This is a genomic window from Catellatospora methionotrophica (assembly GCF_011297335.1).
Classification (GTDB): domain Bacteria; phylum Actinomycetota; class Actinomycetes; order Mycobacteriales; family Micromonosporaceae; genus Catellatospora; species Catellatospora methionotrophica.
Map to the genome: position 1 here is coordinate 42,250 of NZ_JAAOTJ010000007.1, position 24,992 is coordinate 67,241.

23 protein-coding genes, 3 tRNA genes and 1 pseudogene are annotated in these 24,992 nt (G+C 71.6%); 14 read left to right on the plus strand and 13 right to left on the minus strand.

Translation table 11 applies throughout. The features are described from left to right. Positions 1–9: 9 nt before the first annotated feature. Complete coding sequence (locus tag HAV40_RS18070; protein ID WP_239085970.1) at positions 10–867, minus strand: MurR/RpiR family transcriptional regulator; 858 nt, start codon at positions 865–867, stop codon at positions 10–12. Positions 868–989: 122 nt separating this feature from the next. Here HAV40_RS18070 and HAV40_RS18075 point away from each other — a divergent pair, with 122 nt between their 5' ends. Beyond that, on the plus strand, positions 990–1,832 hold the full coding sequence (locus HAV40_RS18075) for a class I SAM-dependent methyltransferase (protein WP_166382775.1): 843 nt from the start codon (positions 990–992) through the stop codon (positions 1,830–1,832). Between the two features lie 154 nt (positions 1,833–1,986). Next, on the plus strand, positions 1,987–2,820 hold the full coding sequence (locus tag HAV40_RS18080; RefSeq protein ID WP_166382777.1) for an MOSC domain-containing protein: 834 nt from the start codon (positions 1,987–1,989) through the stop codon (positions 2,818–2,820). A gap of 100 nt (positions 2,821–2,920) precedes the next feature. Here HAV40_RS18080 and HAV40_RS18085 read toward each other — a convergent pair whose 3' ends face one another. After that, on the minus strand, positions 2,921–3,436 hold the full coding sequence (locus HAV40_RS18085) for a GNAT family N-acetyltransferase (protein ID WP_166382779.1): 516 nt from the start codon (positions 3,434–3,436) through the stop codon (positions 2,921–2,923). Between the two features lie 88 nt (positions 3,437–3,524). After that, positions 3,525–6,632, minus strand: a complete 3,108-nt coding sequence (locus HAV40_RS18090; protein ID WP_166382781.1) for a M14 family metallopeptidase — start codon at positions 6,630–6,632, stop codon at positions 3,525–3,527. Between the two features lie 165 nt (positions 6,633–6,797). On the opposite strand from HAV40_RS18090, the gene HAV40_RS18095 reads away from it, so the two are divergent. Beyond that, positions 6,798–7,151, plus strand: coding sequence for an MmcQ/YjbR family DNA-binding protein (locus HAV40_RS18095; protein WP_166382783.1), 354 nt, complete (start codon positions 6,798–6,800; stop codon positions 7,149–7,151). 8 nt (positions 7,152–7,159) lie between these two features. Here the strand turns inward: HAV40_RS18095 and HAV40_RS18100 are convergent. Both HAV40_RS18100 and bcp read right to left on the minus strand, forming a co-directional pair. After that, positions 7,160–7,232, minus strand: a tRNA-Leu gene (locus HAV40_RS18100). A 69-nt stretch (positions 7,233–7,301) separates the two neighbouring features. Next, positions 7,302–7,778: a thioredoxin-dependent thiol peroxidase gene (gene bcp, locus HAV40_RS18105; protein WP_166382785.1), complete on the minus strand. Its 477-nt coding sequence runs from the start codon at positions 7,776–7,778 to the stop codon at positions 7,302–7,304. A gap of 107 nt (positions 7,779–7,885) precedes the next feature. Between bcp and HAV40_RS38480 the strand changes: the two are divergent. The 4 genes and pseudogenes from HAV40_RS38480 to HAV40_RS18120 form a co-directional block, all read left to right on the plus strand. Further along, positions 7,886–8,563, plus strand: a pseudogene (locus tag HAV40_RS38480) (energy-coupling factor ABC transporter permease); the annotation flags it as partial. Next, positions 8,540–8,932, plus strand: a complete 393-nt coding sequence (locus HAV40_RS38485; protein WP_409364942.1) for a PDGLE domain-containing protein — start codon at positions 8,540–8,542, stop codon at positions 8,930–8,932. The pseudogene HAV40_RS38480 and the gene HAV40_RS38485, both read left to right, overlap by 24 nt. Before the next feature lie 2 nt (positions 8,933–8,934). Beyond that, positions 8,935–9,705, plus strand: coding sequence for a cobalt ECF transporter T component CbiQ (gene cbiQ / locus HAV40_RS18115; protein WP_166382787.1), 771 nt, complete (start codon positions 8,935–8,937; stop codon positions 9,703–9,705). Then, on the plus strand, positions 9,702–10,460 hold the full coding sequence (locus tag HAV40_RS18120; RefSeq protein ID WP_166382789.1) for an energy-coupling factor ABC transporter ATP-binding protein: 759 nt from the start codon (positions 9,702–9,704) through the stop codon (positions 10,458–10,460). Before cbiQ ends, HAV40_RS18120 begins: the two co-directional genes overlap by 4 nt. Positions 10,461–10,614: 154 nt before the next feature. Here the strand turns inward: HAV40_RS18120 and HAV40_RS18125 are convergent, their stop codons facing one another. From HAV40_RS18125 to HAV40_RS18140, 4 genes are read right to left on the minus strand one after another with little or no spacing between them, the layout of a single operon-like run. Then, entirely contained in the window at positions 10,615–11,748 is a 1,134-nt protein-coding gene (locus tag HAV40_RS18125; protein WP_203671121.1) for a hypothetical protein, read from the minus strand. Between the two features lie 15 nt (positions 11,749–11,763). Further along, positions 11,764–12,498 carry a thioredoxin domain-containing protein gene (locus HAV40_RS18130; protein ID WP_166382791.1) on the minus strand — a complete coding sequence of 245 codons (735 nt, stop codon included), beginning with the start codon at positions 12,496–12,498 and terminating at the stop codon, positions 11,764–11,766. Positions 12,499–12,516: 18 nt separating this feature from the next. Further along, positions 12,517–13,086 (minus strand): DoxX family protein, encoded by a 570-nt coding sequence (locus HAV40_RS18135; RefSeq protein ID WP_166382793.1) that lies wholly within the window; start codon positions 13,084–13,086, stop codon positions 12,517–12,519. A 33-nt stretch (positions 13,087–13,119) separates the two neighbouring features. Further along, entirely contained in the window at positions 13,120–13,680 is a 561-nt protein-coding gene (locus HAV40_RS18140; RefSeq protein WP_239085976.1) for a sigma factor, read from the minus strand. A 106-nt stretch (positions 13,681–13,786) separates the two neighbouring features. On the opposite strand from HAV40_RS18140, the gene HAV40_RS18145 reads away from it, so the two are divergent. The 4 genes from HAV40_RS18145 (at position 13,787) to HAV40_RS18160 (ending at position 18,307) form a co-directional block, all read left to right on the plus strand. Continuing rightward, positions 13,787–14,437, plus strand: a complete 651-nt coding sequence (locus HAV40_RS18145; protein ID WP_166382797.1) for a hypothetical protein — start codon at positions 13,787–13,789, stop codon at positions 14,435–14,437. Positions 14,438–14,529: 92 nt separating this feature from the next. Continuing rightward, positions 14,530–16,212 (plus strand): copper resistance CopC/CopD family protein, encoded by a 1,683-nt coding sequence (locus tag HAV40_RS18150; protein WP_166382799.1) that lies wholly within the window; start codon positions 14,530–14,532, stop codon positions 16,210–16,212. Between the two features lie 34 nt (positions 16,213–16,246). Then, entirely contained in the window at positions 16,247–16,948 is a 702-nt protein-coding gene (locus HAV40_RS18155) for a YcnI family copper-binding membrane protein (RefSeq protein WP_166382801.1), read from the plus strand. Positions 16,949–17,086: 138 nt separating this feature from the next. After that, the gene (locus tag HAV40_RS18160) at positions 17,087–18,307 is read left to right on the plus strand and encodes a hypothetical protein (protein ID WP_166382803.1); all 1,221 of its coding nucleotides are present in this window, start codon (positions 17,087–17,089) and stop codon (positions 18,305–18,307) included. 140 nt (positions 18,308–18,447) lie between these two features. On the opposite strand, the gene HAV40_RS18165 is transcribed toward HAV40_RS18160, so the two are convergent. Next, the gene (locus HAV40_RS18165) at positions 18,448–19,659 is read right to left on the minus strand and encodes a glycosyltransferase family 87 protein (RefSeq protein ID WP_166382805.1); all 1,212 of its coding nucleotides are present in this window, start codon (positions 19,657–19,659) and stop codon (positions 18,448–18,450) included. A gap of 105 nt (positions 19,660–19,764) precedes the next feature. Here HAV40_RS18165 and orn point away from each other — a divergent pair, with 105 nt between their 5' ends. Together orn and HAV40_RS18175 are read left to right on the plus strand one after the other, a co-directional pair. Continuing rightward, positions 19,765–20,370 (plus strand): oligoribonuclease, encoded by a 606-nt coding sequence (orn, locus tag HAV40_RS18170; protein WP_166383157.1) that lies wholly within the window; start codon positions 19,765–19,767, stop codon positions 20,368–20,370. 97 nt (positions 20,371–20,467) lie between these two features. After that, positions 20,468–20,543, plus strand: a tRNA-His gene (locus tag HAV40_RS18175). 101 nt (positions 20,544–20,644) lie between these two features. Here HAV40_RS18175 and HAV40_RS18180 read toward each other — a convergent pair. Together HAV40_RS18180 and HAV40_RS18185 are read right to left on the minus strand one after the other, a co-directional pair. Beyond that, complete coding sequence (locus HAV40_RS18180; RefSeq protein WP_409364943.1) at positions 20,645–21,958, minus strand: L,D-transpeptidase; 1,314 nt, start codon at positions 21,956–21,958, stop codon at positions 20,645–20,647. 156 nt (positions 21,959–22,114) lie between these two features. Beyond that, positions 22,115–23,383: a L,D-transpeptidase gene (locus HAV40_RS18185; RefSeq protein ID WP_166382809.1), complete on the minus strand. Its 1,269-nt coding sequence runs from the start codon at positions 23,381–23,383 to the stop codon at positions 22,115–22,117. A gap of 315 nt (positions 23,384–23,698) precedes the next feature. Here HAV40_RS18185 and HAV40_RS18190 point away from each other — a divergent pair. Continuing rightward, a tRNA-Lys gene (locus HAV40_RS18190) sits at positions 23,699–23,771 on the plus strand. 75 nt (positions 23,772–23,846) lie between these two features. On the opposite strand, the gene tal is transcribed toward HAV40_RS18190, so the two are convergent. Continuing rightward, positions 23,847–24,962 carry a transaldolase gene (gene tal / locus HAV40_RS18195; protein WP_166382811.1) on the minus strand — a complete coding sequence of 372 codons (1,116 nt, stop codon included), beginning with the start codon at positions 24,960–24,962 and terminating at the stop codon, positions 23,847–23,849. Positions 24,963–24,992 lie beyond the last annotated feature (30 nt).

Genomic DNA, 24,992 nt, shown 5'->3' on the forward strand with positions numbered 1-24,992 from the left:
CTTCCCTACCTATTCGGTGAAGACGCTGCGGCGGGTGGCCGAGCTCTCGAAGTGTTCGAGCCGGCGCTGGGTGGCCGCCGGGTCGACGTCGCTGATGGCCTGCAGCAGCACCATGGTCAGCACCATGGGCGCGGTGTGCAGGTCGAACACGAGCTGGGAGCCGACCGCGGCGGTGAGCGTCACGTCGGCGAGGTCGGCGGCGGGGCTGACCGGCGAGTCGGTCACCACGACGACCTTCAGGCCCAGGCCGCGGGCCTCGCTGAGGGCGTCGCGCAACTCCCGGGGGTATCGCGGCAGCGCGTACGCCAGCACGGCCCGCGCGCCGGAGTCGACGGCCTGTTCGAGCCGTTCGGCGAGCAGGCTGCCGCCGGTGTCCAGCACCCGCACCTCGGGGTGGATCTTCGCGGCGAAGTAGCCGAAGTAGCCCGCGAGCGGGGCGGCGGCGCGCAGGCCGAGCACCGGCAGCGGGCGGCTGGCGGCCAGCAGGCCCGCGGCGGCGTGCACGGCGGCCGGGTCGGCGAGGTGGTCGGCGAGCCGGGTCAGGTTGGCCATCTCACCGCGTACGGCACGCTGCAGGTCGTTGTCGCCGTCCGGGGCGGCGGCGGGGCGCGGCCCGGTGGTCAGCTCGCGCAGGCGGCGGCGCAGCGCCGGGTAGCCGTCGAAGCCCAGCGCCATCGCGAACCGGGTCACCGACGGCTGGCTGACCTGTGCCAGCTCGGCGACCTCGGCGGCGGACAGGTAGGCGACGGTGTCGGCGTGGTGCACGAGCTCGCGGGCGATGCGCCGCTGGGTCGGCGTAAGCCGGGCCCCCTGCACGAGGGTTCGCACCCCAGCGGTCGCGCCGGTGGCCGCTTCGGTTGTTGGCACCACATTCACATCGACACTGTATGCAAACTTTCATTCAGTGACAATCTCGGGTCTGTCCCGGGGGCGGTCGGACATGATAGAACTCGCACACGGATTCATGTTCGCCGTGGAAGGTGCGTCCCATGCCCGACCGCAAGACCCGGATCAGGCGTGCCGTGTCGCGCACCGCGCTGGCCCCGCTGGCCGCGCTGCCGAAGCGGCTCGCCCGGGTGGCCAGGCACGACGCGAAGGTCATCCGGCAGTCCGCGCGCTGGCTGGTGACCTCCCGCGAACACCACAACTACACCTACGACCTGACCCCGCTCAACCGCGAGCATCTGGCCTGGTTCGTCAGCCTGGTCGCCGAGGCCCCGGTCGCCGACGTACGCGGCTGGATGGCGGAGATCGACGCCGACGACGTGCTGCGTACGCACATCGAGCAGACCACGGCCCGCTCCGCCCGCCGGGGCCTGGCCGACAAGCAGGTCCGCTACGCCCGCCGGGTCGGCTGGTATGCCCTGGTCCGCGCCCGCAAGCCGGGGCACGTGGTGGAGACCGGCGTGGACAAGGGACTGGGCACCTGCGTGCTGGCCGCGGCGCTGCTGCGCAACGCGGCCGAGGGCCACCCGGGCCGGGTCACCTCGCTGGACATCAATCCCGAGGCGGGCTACCTGGCCAGGGCCGAGCCCTGGGCCGGGGTGGTGGACCTGGTCATCGGCGACTCGATCGCCACGCTGAACGCCCTGGACCGCCCCGTGGACATGTTCCTGCACGACAGCGACCACAGCGCCGGACACGAGCAGCGCGAGTTCGCCGCGGTCGAGCCGCACCTGTCCGAGCGGGCACTGCTGCTGACCGACAACGTCACCATCACCACGGTGCTGCTCAAGCACGCCGAGAAGACCGGCCGCCGCTTCCTGGCCTTCCGCGAGCAGCCCAAGGAGCACTGGTATCCCGGCGACGGCATCGGCGCGGCCTGGCGCTGACCCGGCCGGACCGCTGACCCGCCACACGCGGTCGCGGAGCCCGTTCGCGCCGCAGGGCTGAGCGTCCGCCGGACGCTGCACGGCCGCGCGCAGAGTGACGCTGTGCTGACAGCACGGGCCCATCCGGTGACGCGCCGCTGATAACGTCGCGTCCATGCGAGTGAGTGCGCTGCACAGCTACCCCGTGAAGGGCTGCCGCCGGATCGACCACGAGCGGGCGGCCGTCGAGCCCTGGGGCCTGGCCGGCGACCGCCGCTGGATGATCATCGACGCGGACGGCGCGCAGGTGACGCAGCGCGACGTCGCCCGGCTGGCGCTGCTGCGCGCGGTGCCGGTCGACGCCGGGCTGGAGCTGTCCTTCCCCGGCTCGGCGCCGCTGCTGGTCGCCCAGCCGTTCCCCGACCCGGCGGTGACCTCCACGCTCTGGGGACGCGTCACGATGGCCGCCACCGCGGCCGGTCCCGAGGCCGACGCGCTGCTCAGCAAGGAGCTGGACCGGGACGTGCGGCTGGTCTGGATGGACGACCCGGCGAGCCGCCGCCCGGTCGACCCGGACTACGCGCTGCCAGCCGACCGGGTTGGCTTCGCCGACGGCTTCCCGCTGCTGCTGGCCAGCACCAGCTCGCTGGACCGGCTCAACGACTGGATCGCCGAGTCCGGCTCCCTGGAGGGCCCGCTGCCGATGGCCCGGTTCCGGCCCAACGTCGTGGTCGACGGCGCGGCGGCGTTCGCCGAGGACGACTGGCTCGGCCACCGCCTGCGTATCGGCGGCCTGCTGTTCCGAGCCGCCAAGGCCTGCGGCCGGTGCGTGGTCACCACCACCGACCAGGAGACCGCCGAGCGCGGCCGCGAACCGCTGCGCACCCTGGCCCGCCACCGCAACGTCGGCCAGCAACTGCTGTTCGGCGTCAACCTGATCCCCGACACGGTCGGCGAGCTCGCCGTCGGCGACCCGGTCGAGGTGCTGGACCGGTTCACGCTCGGCTGAGCGGTGAGGTCGCGGTCGGCGACCCCGGTGGAGGTGCTGGACCGGTTCACGCTCGGCTGAGCCGGTGAGATCGCGGTCGGCGACCCGGTGGAGAGGTGCCTCAGCCTAGGTCGAGCCACATCCGGACCTCGTCGCGGTCATCGCCGGGGGCCACCCGCAGCGCCCCCGGCAGCCGCCCGACCTCCCGGTATCCGAGCGGCGTGTAGAACCGCTCCAGGCCCTCGCCGCCGCGCACGGTGATGTGCAGCCCTTCCAGGCCCATCTCCCGCCCGATGCGCTCACCCTCGCGCATCAGCGCCGCGCCCTCGCCGCGCCCCTGCCGCCGGGGGTGCACCATGACCCGGCCCAGGGTGCGCCAGTGCGCCGACAGGTGGAAGCGCTGGCTGCGCAGGATCAGCATGGCCACGACCGCGCCGTCCTCGTCGTACCCGACCAGCAGCCGGTCGATCCCGGCCGCGATCCCCGCGAACGTGTCCTCGGCCACCGGCTCGATGTCCGCCCTGGTCACCTGCCCGACGAAGCCGACCGACCCGCCCGCGTTCGACACGTCGGCCCACATCGCGACGATCTGCTCACACAGCTCGCCGGTCAGCTCCGGATCCACCTCAAACCGCATGATCCAATCCTACGAACCCGCGCCCGGTACGAAAGAAGGGCACCTTCCCATCGCTACGCGTGGGGGAAGGTGCCCTTCTTCACTCAGGTCAGTACCCGAGCAGGTGTTTCAGTGAGCGCTTCACGAGGTCGTCGCGCTGCGCGGGGGTCAGGCCCTCGGCGCCGAAGCCGGTGAAGACCGTGTCCCGGGTGACCACGATCGAACCCTCCTCGAACGCCTGCTGGCTGCGGGCCCAGGTGTTGCTGCCGGCCCCTGAGCCGTCCGGCGGGGCGGCGACGGTGAACCCGCCCAAGCCGTCCTCGAACGAGGTCGTGGCGACCGGCGCGCCGTCGGCGCTGACCGCCACGTCGTCGAGGAAGACGCCGAGCCCCTGGCCGCCCCAGTCGGAGGCGTAGGAGATCGACAGCTCGACCTGCTGGCCCGCGTACGGGGTCAGGTCGTAGGCCAGCTCCGTCCAGCCCCCGGAGGGGCCGGTCAGCGCGTGCCACGCGCCCGTCGTACCCGTCGGCGAGCAGTCCGCGCCCTGGTAGTGCGCGATGAACGGGTGCAGGTCGGACCAGCCGCTCGCGCAGCTGTCACCGGTCACCTGGGTGCTGTGCCCGGTGGTGTCCGGCAGCGTGGTCCAGCTGTCCGAGCCGACGACGTGGGCCTCCACGAACATGAAGTCCCAGTTCGGCTCGGTGTCGTACGACGACCAGAACCGCAGCTCGCCCGACGTCTTCCCGGTCAGGTCCACGGTGCGGGTGAGCCGCTTGTAGGAGGTGTCCGCCCGGTCGCTGTAGACGTACCAGTCACCGGTGCGCGGGTCGAACGGCGCCGCTCCCGGGCGCAGCCAGTCCGCCGGGGCGGAGCTGGCGAACTGCGGGAACTGTGCCGGGGGCAGGAAGCTCGACGTGGTCAGGAACGACGCGCTGTGCGTCTGGTTGCCCGCCGAGCCGGCCGCGTTGAGCGTGCCCGAGAAGCCGCTGAACGCGCCCGCGCCGCCGCCGACCCCGTACGGCGCGCCGTCCGGGTCGGTGCCGCCGTCGCTGACGTAGTTGTACGCGCCGAGGTAGTACTGCATGAAGTCGTTCAGCAGCGGCAGGCACGGGTACTCCCGCACGGTGCACTCCGGCTGCGCCGGAGCGTCCGGGTGGTAGAAGTACGACCCGTCCGCCGACTGCGCGAACAGCGCGTTCTGGCCCGTGAGCAGCAGCTTGCCGCCCTCGTTCAGGTAGTCGCGCACCGACAGCTCGATGTCGAGCGCGGCCTTCGCGGCGGTGCCGCCGGGCTGTCCCGTCGACCGCAGGATGACGTCGTCGCCGGTCTCCCAGACGATCGCCTTGTAGTGCGACAGCACGCCCAGGTGGTGCGGCGCCTTGCGGCCCTGCGCGTCGAAGTCGTACACGTCGCTGGAGTAGCCCGCCGCGCTCAGCGACGCGGCGTAGTCCGCGGCGTACTTGGCCGTGGTGACGCCCTGCGCCGGGCTGACGCCGGTGACGTCCTCCGCGGCCAGGATCAGCACCTTGCCGCCGATGTCGGCGTTCACCCGGTAGGTGAAGTGGTCGCTGGTCACCGCGCCGGTGCGGCCCGGCGTCACAGAGAATCCGCTGAACCACACCTCGACCTGGTCACCGGGCTTCTGTCCGGTCACCGTGCCGCGGAACTCGGCGTAGAAGTCGTCGTTCTCGTCGCCGTAGCGCTCGCCGCCCTTCCACTCCTTGACGGAGCCGGACTTCGTCGCGCCACCGTTGATCTTCCAGTTCACCTTGACGTTCTTCAGCGAGCGGCGGATCGTCGCGGCGACGGCCTGGCTGCGGCCGTACGACACGTCGAAGGCGTCGGTCACGAAGTGCGGGGTGACGTGGCCCAGCGCGGACACCGGGTCGTCCGGCCGCGCCGCCGACTTGGCCAGCGACAGGGCGAACGGGATGTTCTTGACGAACTCCGCCTGGATCAGGTCCTCGTCGTCCGGGAAGTTGAAGCCGCTGGCGCAGTCCTCGGCCAGCCACTCGTCGTCCGGAATGGAGTTCGACACCGTCTCGCAGGTCGTCATCTCGGGAGTGAAGCCGAGCGTGCCGTACCTGGCCTGCATGTGCGAGTCGACGTCGCCGTTGGTCGTGTACAGCTCCGCTGAGATGTCCGGGTCGTAACCGGGCACCGCCGGGTTCGCGTCGTCACCGGCCAGCGCCTGGTAGATGGTGTCGTCCGGCGTCGGCGTGCTCACCTGCCAGCCCGTGCCGTAGAGCAGCAGCTCGGCGGCCGAGTGGTAGTTGATGTAGAAGTCGGGGCGGACCCGCTTGAAGAACGAGTCGAGCGCCTTGCTCTCCGGCTCCGAGTTCGGCCCGCTGCCCCGGTAGGTCTCGTTGGACGGGTCCGGCGAGGACCCCTCGTTGTCGTAGCCCCACTTGAACGCGTAGTTGCGGTTCGGGTCGACGCCGTCGCCGGCCGTGATCTGCCCGTCACCGTTGTTGTCGCGCAGGTTCTTGCGCCACAACCGGTTGCCCTCGGTGAACGTGAAGTCGTAGCCGTCCGGGTTCACCACCGGGAAGAAGTACAGCTCACGCGTCTTGATGAGGTTGGTCAGCTCGGCATTGCTGCCGTATCCGTCGAGGTAGTGGTGCAGCAGGCGGCGCACCATCTCCGGAGTGATCCACTCGCGGGCGTGCTGGGCGGCGCCGTAGACCACCGACGGCTTGGTCCCGTCGGGCAGCCAGCGCGCGCCCAGGGACAGCTTGATGCCCCTGATCGGCTTGCCCTGCACGGTGTGCCCGATGGTGAGCAGCTTGGTGATCGACGGGTTGTCCTTCGCGATCTTCTCCAGCTCCTCGCGGATACCGCCCGGCTCGCTGTACGACCGGTACACGGTGTTGCCCGCCAGGGCCTGCTTGCGCAGCGCGTCGGACGCCTTCTGGCCCCGGATCATCTTCACCGACAGCGGCACACCGCGCCCGGCCAGCCGGGACGCCTCCACCTCGGAGAGCACGACCTCGACCTTCACCTTGCCGCCCGCGAGCGGCGCGGTCCGCAGCTCCTCGCTGTCGATGCCGGTCTTGCGCAGCGCGTCGAGCTGCTTCTGATCCAGTTCTCCCACGTACACGTCGAGCGGGTTCCTGGCCCGATCGCTGTCGCCGACCGGTTTAGCGCTGGCCGGTACGACCAGCGCGATGGCGCCGATCATGCCGAGGCACACCGCCACGACTCGTAGTTTCCTCACTGCCCCTCCAGGGTGTCGAAGGACTCGCGCACCGAGCCTTTCGGAACACCGTTAAATATGTCAATAGACACGGTGTCTTCTGCGCAGACGCGCGCGGGAATGTCGCCGGTGCGGAGCAGACTGGCGGCAGGGCGCGCGTACAGGCTGAAACGGGGGAGCGTGCGAATGGTCACGGTCGAGCAGGTGCGGCAGGTGGCGGTGGCGCTGCCGAGGGCGTACGAGGTGCTGGTCCGTGACCGGATCAAGTTCCGGGTCGGCAGCATCGTGTTCGCCGCGTTATCCGCCGACGAGACCGAGCTGGGCTTCGGTTATCCGAAGGAGGCCCGCGACGCGCTGGTGGCCGCCGAGCCGGACAAGTTCTTCCTGCCGCGTACGTCCGACCTGCGCTTCCACTGGGTGCAGGCCCGCCTGGCGGCGCTGGACGCCGAGGAGATGCGCGAACTGGTCATCGACGCCTGGCGCATGTGCGTCCCGAAACGCGTCGCCGCCGAGCACCTGCGGGTGCTCGGGCTGAGCTGACGGATGAGTAGGGCCGGCGGGATTCGAACCCGCACTGGCGCGGACCTAAACCGCGTGCCTCTGCCGTTGGGCTACGGCCCCAGGGGGCATCAACTGCCCGCCGTATTCTCGCTCATCCTCGCCGACGATCGTGATGCAGGCTAGGCGATTTCAGTCGATCTTGAGATCCCGGCGGAGTTTGGCTACGTGGCCGGTGGCCTTGACGTTGTAGAAGGCGTGCTCGATGAGGCCCTTCTCGTCGATGACGAAGGTGGACCGGATGACGCCCTGCACGACCTTGCCGTAGTTCTTCTTCTCGCCGAACGCGCCGTAGCTGGTCAGCACGGACTTGTCGGGGTCGCTGACGAGCGGGAACGTGATCGCGTCGCGCTCGACGAACTTCGCCAGCTTCGCGGGGGCGTCGGGGGAGATGCCGACCACGGCGTATCCCTTGGCGGTCAGCGAGGCGAGCGAGTCGCGGAAGTCGCAGGCCTGGGTGGTGCAGCCGGGGGTCATCGCGGCCGGGTAGGCGTACAGGACGACCTTCTTGCCGCGCAGGTCGGACAGGCTGAGCGTGCCGCCGTCGGCGGTCGGCAGGCTGAAGTCGGGGGCGGCGTCGCCGGGCGCGAGTCGTACGTTCTCCGTCACACCGGCCACCCTATCCGTGCCGCCGGACGCCGCTGGTGAGGGCGTGACCGACGCAGCTTATTGCAAGTCTTTTGCAACAACCCTAGGCTGGCTGAGTGAATATCGCGATGCACATCTCCAACGGCATCATCGGCGGGCCCGTCTCGCTCGCCTACGGTGTGGTGGCCGTCGGGCTGCTCGTCCTGTGCCTCGGCCGGGCGCGCCAGGACCTCAACGACCGGCTCGCGCCCATGGCCGGACTGGTCGCCGCGTTCATCTTCGCGGTGCAGATGCTCAACTTCCCCGTGCTGCCGGGCGTCAGCGGGCACCTGCTCGGCGGCGCGCTGGCCGCCGCGCTGGTCGGGCCCTGGGTCGGCGCGCTGTGCGTGTCCGTGGTCCTGATCGTGCAGGCGCTGGTCTTCGCCGACGGCGGCATCAGCGCGCTGGGCCTCAACATCTCCAACATGGCGCTGCTCGGCACCGCCGTCGGCTACCTGGTGCTGGTCGGCCTGCTCAAGCTGCTGCCGCGGACCGCCGCGGGCGTCGGCTTCGCCGTCTTCCTCGCCTCGATCGCGTCGGTGGTGCTGGCGTCGCAGGGCTTCGTGCTGCAGTTCGTGCTCGGCGGCGAGGTGCCGCTGACCATCGGCTACGGGCAGATCTCGGCGACCATGGCCGGGGTGCACGCGCTGATCGGCATCGGTGAGGGCCTGATCGCGGCCGTCACCGTCACCACCGTGGCGAAGGTCCGACCCGATCTGGTGTACGCGCTGCGGGGAGCCCGCCTGGACCGGCCCGCCACGGGCGGCGTACCCACGAAGGTCTTCGTGCTCGGCGGGCTGGCCGTCGCCGCGGTGCTCGCCGGTGGTGCGAGCTACCTCGCGTCCGGTTCGCCGGACGGTCTGGACGCGACGACGCTGGAGGGCTGCACGGTCGACGCCGACGGGGCGATCACCGGCGGCAGCTGCATCGCGCAGCGCGCGGCCGACCACGAACTCGGCGGCTCGTTCCTGGCCGACTACGGCATCAAGGGCATCGACAACGCCACCGGCCTGGCCGGGCTCATCGGCGTCGCGCTGACCTTCGCGATCGGGCTGGCGATCTTCTGGACGGTGCGCCGCCGCCGCGCCGCCGCCGCGCCCGAGCAGGTCCCGGTCGCCGTCTCCGCGGAGAAGTAGCCGTGGGCGCCGGGCACACCCATCCGATGTACGTGCACGGGCACTCGCCCGTGCACCACCTCGCCCCCGAGGTCAAGATCGCCGCATCGGTGCTGTTCACGATCGTGGTGGTGGCGACGCCGCGCGAGCTGCTGCCCGCCTTCGGGGCGTACGCCGTGATCATCGCGGTGCTCGCGGTGCTGGCCCGGATCCCGGTCGGGTGGCTGGCCCGGCGCAGCCTGATCGAGCTGCCGTTCGTGGCGACCGCCGTGCTGCTGCCGTTCTTCGCGGCCGGTCCCCGCACCGACGTGCTCGGGCTCTCGGTGGCCGTCGAAGGTCTCTGGGCCGGGTGGAACATCCTGGTCAAGGGCACGCTCGGTGTGCTCATCGCGCTGCTGCTGTCCGGCACCACCCCGGCCCGCGACGTGCTGGTCGGCCTGGACCGGCTGCGCTGCCCGCAGGCGATCACCCAGATCGCCCTGTTCATGCTCCGCTACCTCGACGTGCTCGCCGACGAGGCCCGGCGGATGCGCATCGCCCGGCTGTCCCGGCTGGACGACCCGCGCTTCCTGTGGCAGGTGCGCGGCTTCGCGTCCGGGCTCGGCACCCTGTTCCTGCGCGCCTTCGAGCGCGGCGAGCGCGTCTTCCTGGCCATGCGCTCGCGCGGCTACACCGGGCGGCTGCCCGCGGCCCTGCACGAGGGCACCGTGGCCACCGCCGGGCAGTGGGCGGTCGGGGCCGCGGTGCCCGCGCTCGCCGTCGTGGTCCTGCTGACGGATAGGTTGCTGGTATGACCGCACTGCTGCTCGACGACGTGCGCTACGCGTACCCCGACGGCCACCAGGCGCTGCACGGCGTCAGCCTGCGCATCGAGCCCGGCGAGCGGGTCGCCCTGCTCGGCCCGAACGGCGCGGGCAAGACCACGCTGGTGCTGCACCTCAACGGCATCCTGCCCGCGTCCGGCCTGACCGGCGCGTCGGGCACGGTGTCGGTCGGCGACCGCACCGTCGACCCGAGGGACCGGCCCGGCCTGGCGGAGATCCGCCGCCGGGTCGGCCTGGTCTTCCAGGACCCCGACGACCAGCTGTTCCTGCCCACGGTCGCCGAGGACGTCGCGTTCGGCCCGGCGAACCTGGGCCTGCGCGGGGCCGAGCTGGCCGCGCGGGTCGACGAGGCGCTGGCGGCGGTCGGGATGGGCGAGGTCAAGGATCGTGCCCCGCACCACCTGTCGCTGGGGCAGCGCCGCCGGGTCGCCGTCGCGACGGTGCTGGCGATGCGGCCCGACCTGCTGGTCATGGACGAGCCGTCGTCCAACCTGGATCCGCAGGCGCGGCGGGAACTGGCCGAGATCGTGCTCGGGCTGGACGTGACGCTGCTGATGGTCACCCACGACCTGCCGTACGCGATGCAGCTGTGCCCGCGCTCGGTGATCCTGGACGCGGGTCGCATCGTGGCCGACGGCCCGACCCGCGACCTGCTGTCCGACGCCGACCTGCTGGCCCGCCACCGCCTGGAACTCCCCTACGGCTTCGCCGTCCCGGTGCCCTGACGACGTCGGGCCCCGCCGCAGCCGGGTCCGCCGCACCCGCACCCGTTTTTCATAGACGCTGGCCTATTACGTCGAGTTTGATCTGCATATTTTCGATGTGATAGGCCAGCGTCTATGAAGGTCGGGGTTGGCCGTTCGGCCGGGCGGGGTGGGGTCAGGTGGAGGGGGTGGGGTTGTTCGGGGTGGGGCTGGGGGTGGTGGCGGCGTTCGCGGGGGAGTCCGGGGTGGCCAGGGGTTCGGTGGGGGTGCCGGAGGTGGTGCCGCGGAGGCGGAGCATGCCGGCGGCGGCGACGCCTACGCCGAGGGCGATGATGGTGGCGACGGTGAGGCGGGCGGGGGTGTCGCCCCAGGGGACCGGGGCGATGGAGCGGTGGAAGACGGCCGCGTTGACCATGCCCGCGAACAGGCCGACCGCGGCCGCGCCGAGCGCCAGCGCGAAGTCCCCGGCCGCGCGGCGGGACAGCGAGTACGCCCCGGCGGCTATCGCGGCCAGGGCGCTGACCAGTGGCCAGAGCTGGACGGTGAACAGTTCGAGCAGGATCGGGCCGACCGTGTGGTTGCCCGCGTCGATCTCGCGCGCTACGGCGTAGGCGAGGGCGAGCACGCCCGCGGCGATCGTGGCGGCGGACAGGGCGACGGTGATCGGGCGGGGGCGGCCGCGTACCAGGCCGAGCAGGGCGATGGCGAGGGCTCCGGCGACGGTGGCGGCCCACCAGGCGGTCGAGCTGGGCGGGGGCACCCAGTCCAACGTGCCGGTGACCTGCAGCGGGGTCACCTCGGTGCGCATCGGCACGGTCCACTCGCGGATGCGGTGCGGCTGGCCGGGCGCGGCGGCGACGGCGGGCGGCTCGACCGGGTCGGTCCAGATGGCGCGCTGGTCGTGCCAGCGGTAGACGGGCTCGTCGCTGACCTTGCGCCACTCGGGGGCGACCGTCGGGTCGGCGTGGGCGGGCGGGTCGACGTGCGCGATCGTGATGTTGAGGTACGTGGCGGGGGAGTGGATGTTCTCGTACACCCCGTCGGGGCGTACCTCCAGGTAGGGCTCGTTGTTGTAGCCCAGGACCTCGACCGGTCGGCCGCTGTGGTTGGTCAGCTGGAGCCGTGCCCCCGCCTCGATCGTGATCACTTCGAGGCCGGGCAGGTCGGGGGTGGCGGTGATCGCGGTGCGGTAGTTGGTGGCGTCCGGGGCGTCGGCCCCGTGCGCGGCGGCCGGGGAGGCGAGGGTGAACAGCAGGGTGAGCGCGGTCCCGAGGACCGCGCCCACCCGCCGTGCCATGAGGGGTGTCATCTGCTCCTGCTCAGGTCAGCTGGTGCTCGCCGATGGGGTGGCCCCGGCGGCCGCGGCCACCGCGGCGGCGATGGTCGCCGCGCTCGCCTGGGTGGGCTTGCCGTTGACCAGGACGGTCGGGGTGCCGGTGACCCCGGCCCGGCCGGCCTCCTCGCTGACGTGCCCGGCCCAGTTGACGAAGCGCTTGTCGCGTACGCACTGGGCGAAGTCGTCGCCGAGTCCTGCCTGCCGGCCGAGCGCGATCAGGTCGTCGTCGGTGGGTCCGGCCCCGCCCTCGGCGGGCTGGTTGGCGAACAGGACGTCGGCGAACGCGGTGAACTTGCCGTACTCGGCGGCGCAGCCCGAGGCGGCCGACGCGCGGGTCGAGTACCGGTTGGTGGACGCGCCGTCGAGGTAGGCCACCGGGTGCGTGATCAGCGTGATCTTGCCGTCGGCGGCGAGCTGGTCGATCGAGGCGGCGGCCTCGTCGTGGAAGGTCTTGCAGTGCGGGCAGAGGAAGTCGACGTACTCGTCGACGACGACCGGTCCGCTGCCGTTGGTGATGCCGTTGCCGGCAGTGTTGGCGCCCTTCGGCGCGGTGAACTCGGTCGTCTTGGCGCCCGCGTAGATGCCCCAGCCGATCAGGCCGGCGATGACCAGCGCGGACACCGCCGCGATGGAGATCCACATGGTGCGCTTGCGACGCTGCTCCTTGGCGATCTGGTCCCGGACCATCCGGGCCGCCGCGTTCTGGTCCTTTCGACTGCTCATGCGGTCACCGCCGGGTGGTCAGGCCCGCCCGCGGCGCTGCGCGGTGTGGTCGGTCGATTCGTCACTGTCTTCCTCCAGCACGTCGTCTTCCGCCGGCTCGGCGGAGAACGGTCGATCCAGTCGTGCGTCGAGGGAGAAACGGCTGACCGGGTAGATGATCAAAAAGATGGCCATCGCGAGGAAGGCCACATCCCGGAAGATCTCCGGAAGATAGTTGGGCGTCACCCCGGGCGGCAGCTGGCCGCCCTTGCTGAAGCAGCCGCAGTCGATGTTCAGGCCCCGGGCCCAGGCGGAGCTGATGCCCGCGATGAAGGCGACCATCATGCCCGCCGACAGCCACGCGGCCAGGCGGGTGGCCAGGCCGATCAGCAGCAGCAGGCCGACGGCGATCTCCACGAAGGGCTGGATCGCGCCGACGACCATGGCGGCGTCGTACGACATGATCTGGTACGCGTTCACGGCGCGGCCGTTGGCGGCCAGGTCGGTGACCTTGAGCCCGCCCGCGACCAGGAAGACCCCGGCCAGACCGAGCCTGACCAGCAGGCTCACCCACGGCTGTGCCCTGTGCCAGCCGGTGCGCTCGTCCATCGTGTTCCTCCTTCGCCCCCGCGTACGGCCGCCTCAGGCGGCTAAGGCGCTAACGACGCCGTCTACCAGTTCGGCGCGGGCGCGCGCGACCCGGGAACGGATCGTGCCGACCGGCACCTCCTGCACCGCCGCCGCGTGCTCGTACGACAACCCCAGCAGCTGGGTCAGCACGAACGCCTCCCGGCGCTCCGGCGCCAGCCGGTCCAGCAGCAGCGCCGCCCCGACCTGGCCGGCCGGGTCCGGGTGCGGCCCGCTCGTCAGCACCTGTGCGGCCAGGCGTACGCCCAGCCGGCGCTGCCTTACCACCGTACGCAGATGGTCGGCGCAGGTGCGCCGGGCGATGCCGAGCAGCCAGGTGCGCACCGTCGAGCGCCCCTCGAACGCGGGCAGCGCCCGGAACGCCCGCAGGAACGTCTCCTGGGTCAGGTCGTCGGCGGTGCCGGGGTCGACCAGCGCGGCGACGAACCGCCACACCTCGGCCTGGGTGGCCCGCACGAACGCGGCCTGCGCGACAGGGTCCCCCGTGCGGGCGGCCAGGGCCCATTCGGTGGCCGGGTCGACCGGGAGCGTGTCGTCGCGTGGCACGGGGGGCACGGGGAGCAAGCCTAACCGCCTGCCAGGCTCACCCCGGGCGGTGACGGCACGCGTGTCCTGGGACACCGGCGGGAACTGAACGGGGTCATCGGGCGACTACCCGCCCATGACGAACTGCGACGAGGTGCGCGTGGGGCTGTCCGCGCGGCTGGACGGCGAGGCCGCCACGTGGGCCGCGCAGGCCGGACTCGCGCCGGACGCGCTCGACACGCACCTGGCCGGGTGCCCGGACTGCCGCTCCTGGTCACGCGCGGCCGAGCAGCTCACCCGCGCGGTGCGGGTGCGGGCGGTCGCGGTGCCCGACCTGACGGCCCCGATCCTCGCCGCGGTCGCGGCCGAGCGGACCGCCACGGTGCGGGCCGCCCGGCGGCAGGCCGAGGGCCGCCGGCAGATCCTGCGGGTCGCGCTCGGCGCCACCGCCGTGGTGCAGGTGCTGCTGGCACTGCCCGCGCTGTTCGCGGGTGGGGGTGACCTGCACACCGGACGGGAGGCGGCCTCGTTCGACATCGCGCTGGCCGTCGGGTTCGCGCTGGCCGCGTGGCGGCCGGAACGGGCCCGCGCGTTCGTGCCGGTCGCGTTCGTGCTCGCGGCCTGCCTCATCATGACGAGCGCATTCGACGTCGCCGAGGGCGCGACCGCGCTGGCCCACGAGATCGGCCACGTCGCGGCCCTCGTGCAGGCCGCGCTGCTGTGGGCGCTCAGCCGCACCGCCACCGTCTCGCGCGAAACCGCCCGCCCGGCTACGGTCGCCCCGTGACCCAGATGACCCCCCTCGATCACTCGACTTGCCCGGCAGGTGTGCGAATGAGTGGTCAAGATACGCACGTATGCCAGGCAGGTCCGACGATCATGGACGGTGCGCGCGGTGGCGGCGGGCGCGGTGCGGCCGAGGCGGCGCGACGCGGCCGGGCGAAGGTGCGCGGGCTGCTGGCGGTGGTGGCGTTCCTGGCGCTGACGCTGCTGCCGGCCTCGCCCGCGTACGCGCACGCCGCGCTGCTGCGCACCAGCCCGCCCGCCGGATCGGTGGTGCCCGAGGCGCCCCGGGAGGTGGCGCTGACGTTCAGCGAGCCGGTGTCGCCGGTCGCCGACAAGATCCGGATCGTAGGGCCGGACGGCCAGCGGGCCGACCGGGGCAAGCCCACGGTCGACGGCAACGTGGTCAAGATCCAGGTACGCGAGGACGCGCCCAAGGGCACCTACCTGGTCAGCTACCGGGTCATCTCCGCCGACAGCCACCCGATCCCGGGCGGGTTCACGTTCTCGGTCGGCGCGCCCTCGGCCACGCCGACGGCCGTGCCCGACGAGAAGGTCGACACCACGATCCGCAACCTGATCGCGGTCGCCAAAGTCATCGGATACGCCGGGCTGGTCATGCTCGTGGGGCCGGTGCTGGTGCTGACGCTGCTGTGGCCGGCCCGGCTCAGCCAGCGCGGGCCGCGCCGGGTCATGTGGGCCGGGTTCGGCACCGTCGCGTTCGCCACCCTGGCGGGCCTGTACCTGCAGGCCCCGTACTCGACCGGCGGCAGCCTGTTCGGGGCCACCGGCAGCGATCTCGGCGACGTGCTGGGCAGCCAGTACGGCATCGCGCTGCTGATGCGACTGGCGCTGCTGGCGGTGGCCGCGATCCTGGTGCGCCCGCTGCTGGCCGGGCGCGACGGCGTCGTCGACCGGGTGCTGCTGCTCGCGGTCGCCGCCGCGGCCGCGCTGACCTGGCCGCTGGCCGGGCACCCGGCCGCCTCGCCGGTGCCCGCGGTGTCGGTCGTCGTCGACGCGCTGCACCTGGCCGGGGCGGCGGTATGGCTGGGCGGCCTGCTCATGCTCGTGCTGTTCCTGCTGCGCCGGGCCGACAACCGCGAACTGGGCGCGATCCTGCCGATCTGGTCGCGCTGGGCGGCGCTGGCCGTGTCGACCGTGCTGCTGGCCGGGGTGGTGTCCGGCCTGATCCAGATCGGCACGCCGTCGGCGCTGGTCGACACGACGTACGGCCAGCTCATGATCGTCAAGGTGGTGCTGGTCGGGCTGATCCTGGTCGCGGCGTTCTTCGCGCGGCGGTGGACCAACAACGGGGCCGCCGACAACCCGCGCCCGCTGCGCCGGTTCGTCACCACCGAACTGGCCATCGCGGCCGTGGTGCTGGCGGTGACCGGGGCGCTCACGCAGACCACCCCGGCCCGCACCGCGCAGGAGACCGCGCAGCTGCCCGCCCAGCCGGTCATCTACTCCTCGACGCTGACCAGCTCGTTGTACACGCTGCAGGTCGAGGTCGACCCGGCCAAGCTCGGCGACAACGGGGTGCACCTGTACGCGTACAAGGCCGACGGCTCGCCGCTGCCGGTCGTCGAGTGGAAGGCCACCGCGGCGCTGCCGTCGGCGGGCCTCGAGCCGATCACGTTCCCGCTGCTCAAACTCACCGACAACCACGCCAGCGGGCAGGTGACCCTGCCCACGCCGGGGGACTGGCAGCTGCGTTTCACCCTTCGCCTCTCCGAGATCGACCAGGATTCGGTCACCGCGACGGTGCCGATCTCATAGCGCTCCGAGCGAGCCGTACGAAAGGTTTCCTGGCATGAAGATGACGCGCCGCTTCGGTGTGGTCGCGGCGACGGTGCTCGGCCTGCTGGCCGTCGCCGTGCCCGCGTCGGCCCACGTCACGGTCAACCCGAACCAGGCCGTGCAGGGCGGCTACGCCCGCGTGGCGTTCCGGGTGCCGAACGAGTCCGACGACACGAACACCACCAAGATCGAGGTGTACCTGCCGGAGGACGCCCCGGTCGCCTCGGTCACCACGATGCCGGTGCCGGGCTGGACGGTCGCCGTCGCCAAGCGCAAGCTGGCCACCCCGATCGAGGTGCACGGCAGCCCGGTCAGCGAGGTCGTCTCCACCCTGACCTGGACCGCGACCTCGGCTGACGCGGCGGTCAAGCCGGGCCAGTTCCAGGAGTTCCCGGTGTCGATGGGCCCGCTGCCCAAGGTCGACAAGATGGTGTTCAAGACGCTGCAGACCTACTCCGACGGCGCGGTGGTCCGCTGGATCGACCCGCCCGCCGGCGACGGCGCCGAGCCGGAGAGCCCGGCCCCGGTGCTGACGCTGCTGCCTGCGGGTGCGGGCGCGGAGGCGACCCCGGCCACGGACAACACCCTCGCCCTCGGCGACGCCAAGAGCGGCGGCTCGGACTGGCTCGGCGTGGCCGGTCTGGTCGCCGGGGTGCTGGCGCTGATCCTGGCGGGCGTGGCGCTGGCGCGTACCCGCAAGGAGCCCGTGCGCTAGTCATCCGCATGGTCGTCATCGGCCGGGCACCCGCATCTGCCGGGTGCCCGGCCGCGTTGTCCCGGGAGAAGCGCGCCCCGATCGTGCGGCGCGCGGAGCCTCGCCACCGGAGCAGGCGTGCCCTGGGAGGAACCCCCGATGCGCGTTGTTCGTGTTCTCGTCGGCCTGCTGGCCCTGCTCGCGGCGGTGCCCGCGCTGGCCGCGGGCGGCGGCGCGGCCTGGATCGCCGGCCACGACAGCCCCGACGGGGCGTTCCACGCGAAGATCGCGCCGCCCAAGGACCCGAACCGGGTGCTGGTCGTGCCCGACCTCGACGCGCTGCTGCAGCGCGACGTGCCGTACGCCCGGATCGGCGCGACGACCGTGCGGCTGTCGGCCAGCTCGGCCAACACGCCCGCCTTCATCGGCGTCGCCGCGCCCGACGAGGTCGCCGCCTACCTGGCGGGCATCCGGTACACCGAGGTCGCGCAGACCACGGTCGGGCCGGGGCCGGTCGTGCTGCGGACCAACCGGATGGACGCGCCCGGCCGGGAGCCGACCGACCCGCTGGCGCAGGGCTTCTGGATGCGGCAGGGCCTCGGCTCGCTGTCCTGGAACCCGCAGCTCGACCGGGGACAGCACCTGGCCCTGGTGGTGGTGCTGCGGGACACCGCGGCCGGGGCCGAACCGGCGCTGCCCTCGGACGCGGCGACCCTGGACGTGGCGCTCGGCGCGAGCTGGCTCGGGACGGCCTCGTGGGGCCTGCTCATCCTCGGCATGGTGCTGCTGATCCTGGCGTTCGTGACGCTGTCCTGGCCCACCCGGCTGCGGGAACAGGCCGCCGACGCCACCGACGCCACCGAGGACGGCGCGCTGACCGCGCTGCTGTCGACCGGCACCCGGCCCGTGCTGTCCGGGACCACCGAGGTGGTCACCGTGGCGGCCCCGCCCGAGCAGCGTGCGCCCCAGGACCCCGAGCCGGGCGTACGCCCGCCGCAGGACCCCGATCGCGGCGTACCCGCGCCGCTGGACCCCGAGCCGGGTGTACGCCCGCCGATGACCGTCCCCTGGGCCGGCGCCCCCTATACGGGCCCCACCGCCTCCCCTGTCGCGACTCGCGAGCAGCTCGCCGCCGAGCCTGCGGCCCGCTCGACCGCCCTGCTCGAAGACACCGTGCCGCACCAGGCCGTGCCCGCCGTTACCGCGCCCGCCGCCGCGGTGCGGGCCGGGGCCGCGCCCGCGCTGCCGTGGCCGCCGCCGCGGGGCACGCGGCCCGCGACCGCGCCGGTCCGGGAGGTGCTCACCGAGGAGTTCGTGCGGGAGTGGCTGCCCCGTCCGGGCTGCGAACTGCGGCTGGACCGCTCACGCCAGCACGCCTGACATGGTCGAGCGGCCCGCACGTACCGGCGTACGGGCCGCTCTCACCGGGGGAACGGTGTCACCACTGGGGACCTGTCCCGGGGGAGACGTTGTCCCTGCCGTTCACATTACGGCAAATCCGTCAGAACGGACAAGACTGTCTAAATAGCCCTTGATGTGGGATAATCCCTGGAGCGGTTGATCGGTAGGAAGACCAGCAGCACCAGGCTCAGCAGGACGTAGGCGTTGCGGGCCAGGAAGAGTCCCACGGTGTCGGTGGGCGCGGCGGCCACGCCCCAGTCCACCACCGAGAGCACGCCGACCACGCAGACGGCGTACGTCCCGGCGGCGAAGGCGAGCCAGCCCCAGCGGCGGCCGTCGCGGGCGCACTGCGCCGCGGCGAGCAGGGTGACGATCGCGGGCACGAACCAGTACAGGTGGTGCGGCCAGGTGATCGGGCTGATCAGCCCCGATACCAGCCCGGTCAGCGCCAGCCCGGTCACCGCGTCCCCGGCCAGGCCCGCCCGCGCCGCCCGCCACATGCCGAACCCGAGCGCCGCCAGTGCCAGCAGCAGCCACAGCCACTTCGCGGGCTGCTCCGGCGCGACCAGCCGGGCCAGCAGGCCCTGCAGCGACTGGTTGCCGGTGTAGTCCAGCCGCCCCACCCGGTCGGTGTTCCACAGTTCCGAGGTCCAGAAGTCCCACGAGGCCCGCGGCGCGATCGCGGCGGCCAGCAGGGTCACGCCCGCGGCCGCGCCCATCGCCGTGAACGCCGCCCGCCACTGCCGGGTGACCAGCAGGTACACGATGAACAGGCCGGGGATCAGCTTGAGCGCGGTGGCCACGCCGATGCCGACACCGGTCCACTTCGAGCCGCGCGGCCCGAGCACCAGCAGATCCAACATGATCAGTACGATCAGCAGCATGTTGATCTGGCCGAACGTGATCGTCTCGCGCAGCGGCTCGATGACCAGCACCAGCGGCGCGGCGATGGCGACGGCATACCAGGCCGGCCAGCCCTGCCGCCGGGCCAGCGGCGCGACCAGCCAGTACGTGGTGACCACCACGGCGGCGACCGTGCCCAGCGTGAACAGCGCCTGGGTCACCCCCAGCGGCAGCAGGCCGAACGGGAACAGCAGCAGCGCCGCGAACGGCGGGTACGTGAAGTACAGCGCGCCCTGCACGCGGTCGGGCTGGGCGTAGTCGTACAGGTCGTGCCCGTCGCCCCACCAGTTCACCGCGGACATGTAGATCTTCAGGTCGAAGAAGTCGTGCTCGACCCGCAGCCGCCAGAAGGCCACGGCGGCCAGCGCGAGCACGGCGAGCACGGTGAGCACCCGCACGAGCGGGCCACGGGTGCGGACCTGGGACATGGTCGCCACCCTATCCGCCACGCCGAGTACCGGGGCACGCCCCCGGCGGCCGTATGGCGGCACTGACAGTGCGCCCATACGGCGTACGCTGTGCCGGTGGGAGATCTGCGAAGCGCCGACCATCTGGTATGGATCGACTGTGAGATGACCGGCCTGAACCTGGGCAGCGACGCGTTGATCGAGGTCGCGGCCCTGGTCACCGATGCCGACCTGAACGTGCTGGGCGACGGGGTGGACGTCGTGATCCACACCGACGACGCCGCGCTCGACGGCATGGTCGACGTGGTGAAGCAGATGCATGCGAAATCGGGCCTGACCGAAGAGGTGCGCCGTTCGGCGGTCACCGTCGAGCAGGCCGAGGACATGGTGCTGGAGTACGTCACCAAGTACGTCACCGAGCCGCGCACCGCGCCGCTGTGCGGCAACTCGATCGCGACCGACCGCGGCTTCATCGTCCGGGACATGCCCCGCCTCGACACGCACCTGCACTACCGCATGATCGACGTGTCGTCGGTGAAGGAGCTGTGCCGCCGCTGGTATCCGCGGGTGTACTTCGGCCAGCCCGAGAAGGGGCTCGCCCACCGGGCCCTGGCCGACATCCGGGAGAGCATCCGCGAGCTGCGCTACTACCGCGAGGCGATCTTCGTGCCGCAGCCCGGCCCGGACGTCGACGAGGCCAAGCGCATCGCCGCGACGATGCTGCTTCCCTGAGTAGCGGGAGACACAGCGATACCCGCTCGACGTGATGCCAGGGGGTATGGCTATCATTGGTCAGTCGCCGCGGCTGCAAGGCTAGCGGCGTGCGATGGTGGTCGTAGCTCAGCTGGTAGAGCACCGGGTTGTGGTCCCGGGGGTCGCGGGTTCAAGTCCCGTCGATCACCCCATCGAAAAAGCCCCGGCAGGAGATCCTGCCGGGGCTTTTCGCTGCCCGTACCACGTGTGAGGGCCGCGACCCCCAATGGAGTCGCGGCCCTGAGCTGTTACGTCAGGCGCTGGGCGTGCCCGAGACCGAGGGTGACGGGGTGCCCGACGGGCCGGTGGACGGCGACGCCGACGGGTCCGGGGTGGGCTCGGCCGGGGCGACGTACGGAATGGCGCTGCCCTTCACGTACTGCTCCCAGGTCTTGTCCCAGTCGGTCCAGCCGTTGCCGTACTCCAGCCTGCGGGGCGTGGCCTTGGTCGTGATCGGCGTGCCGATCAGCGTGTTCGTGAACAGCCATGCCGCGTTGGCCATGGACACGTTCACGCAGCCGTGCGACACGTTGCGCCGCCCCTGGTGCTGCGTCGACCACGGCGCGGCGTGGATGAACTCGCCGCCCCAGGTCATGCGCTGGGCGTACTCCACGGGCGTGCGGTAGCGGTTGGCCGGGTTCGGGGCGTCCATGGTGTCGAAGACGGTGTTCCGCTTCTTCTCCATGATGATCATCGTGCCGCTCGACGACGGCATGGTCGGACGGCCCAGGCTGACCGGGATCGTCTTGATGACCTTGCCATCCTTGTACACCGACATCTTGTGGGTCTTGTCGTCGACGACCAGCCGCAGGTCCGACCCGACCTTGCAGACCAGGGTCGAGTCGCGGCGGCCGTAGTAGCCGCCGCCCATCGGCAGGCCGCCGGCCCGCACGCTGACGTCGATCTTCGTGCCGGGCTGCCAGAACTCCTTCGGCCGCCAGTGCAGCTCGCGGGCCGTGTACCAGGTCCAGATGCCCTCCTGGAACGGCTCGGTCGCCACCATCAGGCGACGCTGGACCGCGGCCCGGTCGGCCTTGGCGATGTCCCGGCTGGTCCGGAAGATCAGCACCATGCCGACGCCGACGACGGCGTTGTCGGCCAGGAAGCTGCTGATGCCGACCAGCTTGGTCGGCTTGGCCATGGTGGTGAACGTGCTCGTCGCGGTGACGGCCTTGCCGTCGTCGCCGGTCGAGGTCACCGTCGCGGTGTACGCCGTGCCGAAGGCCAGCGACTTCTCCGGCAGCCAGCCCTTGCCGTCGGGGTGCATGGCACCCTTCACCTCGGCGCCTGCGGCGTCCTTCAGCGAGACCGTGGTGTCCACGGCCTCGGTCGCGGCGAACACGATCTCCGCGCTGGCCGGCACGTCCTTGGCGTCGGCCGCCGGGCCGGTGATCGACACGGTCGCCTTCGGCGGCGTCTCGGCCGGCTTGTCGCCGCCGTCGTCACCGTTCGCGCCGTTCCAGACCGGGGACTTGTCGCCCGAGCAGGCAGCCAGGCCGGCCACACCGGCGACACCCGCGCCGGCCAGGCCGAGCGCGGTCAGTGCGCGCCGCCGGGTCATGGACATGGGGGTCGGGAGATCGGGGGTGGGCATAGGCTCCTCACCAAGATCGAGGGGTGTATGCGCGAAGCGCCTTTCCATACTGCCTCACTAGACGCCCATACCGGTCCGGCAGTTGCACCCAGTGAGGCTCGGCACCCGCGCACTCGATCATAAATCGGACTAGTTGACCGTCCCCGAGGGGGACGGCGCGACCGGCGAGGCGCTGGCGCTCGGGGACGGCGAGGGCGAGACCGCCGACTTGTTCGGCTCGCGCAGGTCCTCCGGGACCGGCAGCGCGCTGCCCTTGATGAACTCCTTCCAGCTCATGTCCCAGGCGGTGAAGCCGTTGCCGGGTTCGAGCTTCACCCCGGTGCCCTTGACCGTCACCGGGTCGCCGACGTGCGTGTTCTGGAACAGCCACACCGCGTTGCCGTGGGAGACGTTCAGGCAGCCGTGCGACACGTTGCGGTTGCCCTGGTCGCCGACGCTCCACGGGGCCGAGTGGATGAACTCCCCGCCCCAGGTGAGCCGCTGCGCGTACTGGATCGCCACCCGGTACTGGTCGCCCGGCTCGCCGGTGGTGTCGAAGATGGTGGACTCCTGCTTGTCCATGATCACCATGGTGCCCGAGGACGACGGCGTGCTCGCCTTGCCCAGGCTCACCGGCATCGACTTGACCTTCTTGCCGTCCCGGAAGACCTCGATGTGCTTGTTCGAGTTCTTGACGACCAGCTCCAGCTTCTCGTCCGCGATCTTCGCGGTCGCCTTCCGGTCGTCGTCACCGAACCGGCCCCCGCCCATCGGCACGCCCTTCAGCGCCGCCCGGACGCTGAGCACGGTGCCCGGCTTCCAGTACTCCGGCGCCCGGTAGGTCACCTGCCGCCCGCTCATCCAGTGCCACACCCCCGGCTGCGCCGGTGTCGTCGTCACGAACAGCCGCGACTCCACCTGCGCCCGCGCCGACTCCGGGATCTGCTCGGAGAACTCCACCACCACCGGCATCGCCACGCCGTACGTGTAGTCGTCGAACAGGTACATGCCCGTGCCGACCTGCCGCTGCGGCTCCGCCATCGTGCTGAAAGAGGTCGACTTCGTGATCGCCCGCCGCCCGTCGGTCGCCGTCACGGTCACCGAGTAGCGGCCCTTGTAGTCCAGCGGCCTGTCCGGCACCCAGCTCGCCCCGCCCGGACGCAGCCGCCCCGGGATCAGGCGCCCCTTCGCGTCGGCCATCGCCACCGTGCGCACGGACGCGTTGGCGACCGTGATGCCTATCTCGGCGCTGACCGGCAGGTCCTTCTGCTCGGCGGCCGGGGTGAGCTCCAGCGTCTGCGCGGGCGGCGCGGGCTGCGGTGCGGCGCGCTGGACGGGCTCGCCCGTGTCGCAGGAGGTGAGCGGTACGAGGATCGCGGCCGTTGCCGCGGCGAGGCCGAACCTGCGGAATGCACTCATGACGCCCACCTGCCTGTTACTGCCGATATGTACCGGTTCACATATTGCCGCAGGTGCCTGGGGCGTGTGGGCGGTTCCGACGGATTCTCGGGATACCGGCGTGGCGCGCGATGATCTTCGCGTGAGGGTGGTCACAACGGTGGGTTCGTGACGCTGCGTGGTCGGTTCCGCGGAGGCTCAGCGAGGTGCGTTTGTTGGTGGTTTGCGGTGTTCTGGCGGGTAGTTCGTGGAGGTTTGTGACGGCGGACCGCGAGTCCGTTAACCGATTGGAGATCCCCCGGATCGTCATGCTAAGGTTCTCTCCGTTGCCAACGAGCGCCGCTAGCTCAATTGGCAGAGCAGCGGACTCTTAATCCGCGGGTTCGGGGTTCAAGTCCCTGGCGGCGCACTCAGCCTAAGCTGGCCTTTCGGAGAAATCCGAGAGGCCAGCTTAGATGCGTTTGGCAGTTGTGGCGCGGCCGTGTCAGCGCGCTGCCACGGCGTTGAGCTGCTGCGCCACTGTCGCGCCCAGCTCGTTCCAGCTCTTGTCGAACTTGGCGAGCCCTTCGGCTTCCAGGGTCCGGGTCACGTCGTCATAGCTGATGCCCGCGCCTTCGATGGCGTCGAGCAGGGTGCGGGCGGCGTCGTAGGTGGTGTCCATGGTGGTGGCGGTCACGGTGCCGTGGTCGGCGAACGCGGCCAGGGTCGCGCCGGGCATGGTGTTGACGGTGCCCGGTGCGACGAGTTCGCTGACATACATGGTGTCGGGGTATGCCGGGTCCTTGACACCGGTCGAAGCCCACAGCGGCCGCTGCGGGCGCGCGCCGGCCGCGGCGAGCCGCTGCCAGCGAGCGCTGGCGAGGACCTCCTCATGGATCTGGTACGCCAGCCGCGCGTTGGCGATCGCGGCCCGGCCCTTGAGGTTGCGGGCTTGCTCGGTGCCCACGGCGTCGAGGCGGCGGTCTATCTCGGTGTCGACTCGGGAGACGAAGAACGACGCCACAGAGTGGATGCGGCCGAGGTCCAGGCCGGTTTGATGCGCCTGTTCCAGGCCGGTGAGGTAGGCGTCGATCACGGCGCGGTAGCGGTCCAGGGAGAAGATGAGGGTCACATTGACGCTGATCCCTTCGGCGATCACGGTGGTGATCGCCGCCAGGCCCTCCTGGGTGGCAGGGATCTTGACCAGCAGGTTGCCCTCGTCGACGGTGTCCCACAGGTTCCGTGCCTGGGCGATCGTGGCCTGGGTGTCGCGGGCCAACCGGGGATCGACCTCGATGGACACCCGGCCGTCGACGCCGTCGGTGGCGTCGTGGACAGGACGTAGCAGCCGGCATCCCTCCCGCACGTCGGCGGTGGTGATCGCGAAGACGGCCTCGTCGGGGCTGGCGCCCTGATCGGCGAGTTCACGCAGCTGCGCGTCGTAGCGTTCGCCCTTCGCGAGGGCGGATGCGAAGATCGTCGGGTTGGTCGTGACCCCGACGACGTGCTGGTCGGCGACCAGTTTTTCCAGGTCGCCGCGTTCGAGTAGTTCCCGTGAGAGGTCGTCGAGCCAGACGGAGACCCCGGCTGCGGACAGTTCGGCTAGCGGATCGGTTCTCATGTGGTCGTTCACTGTGTTCTCCTCGGGTGG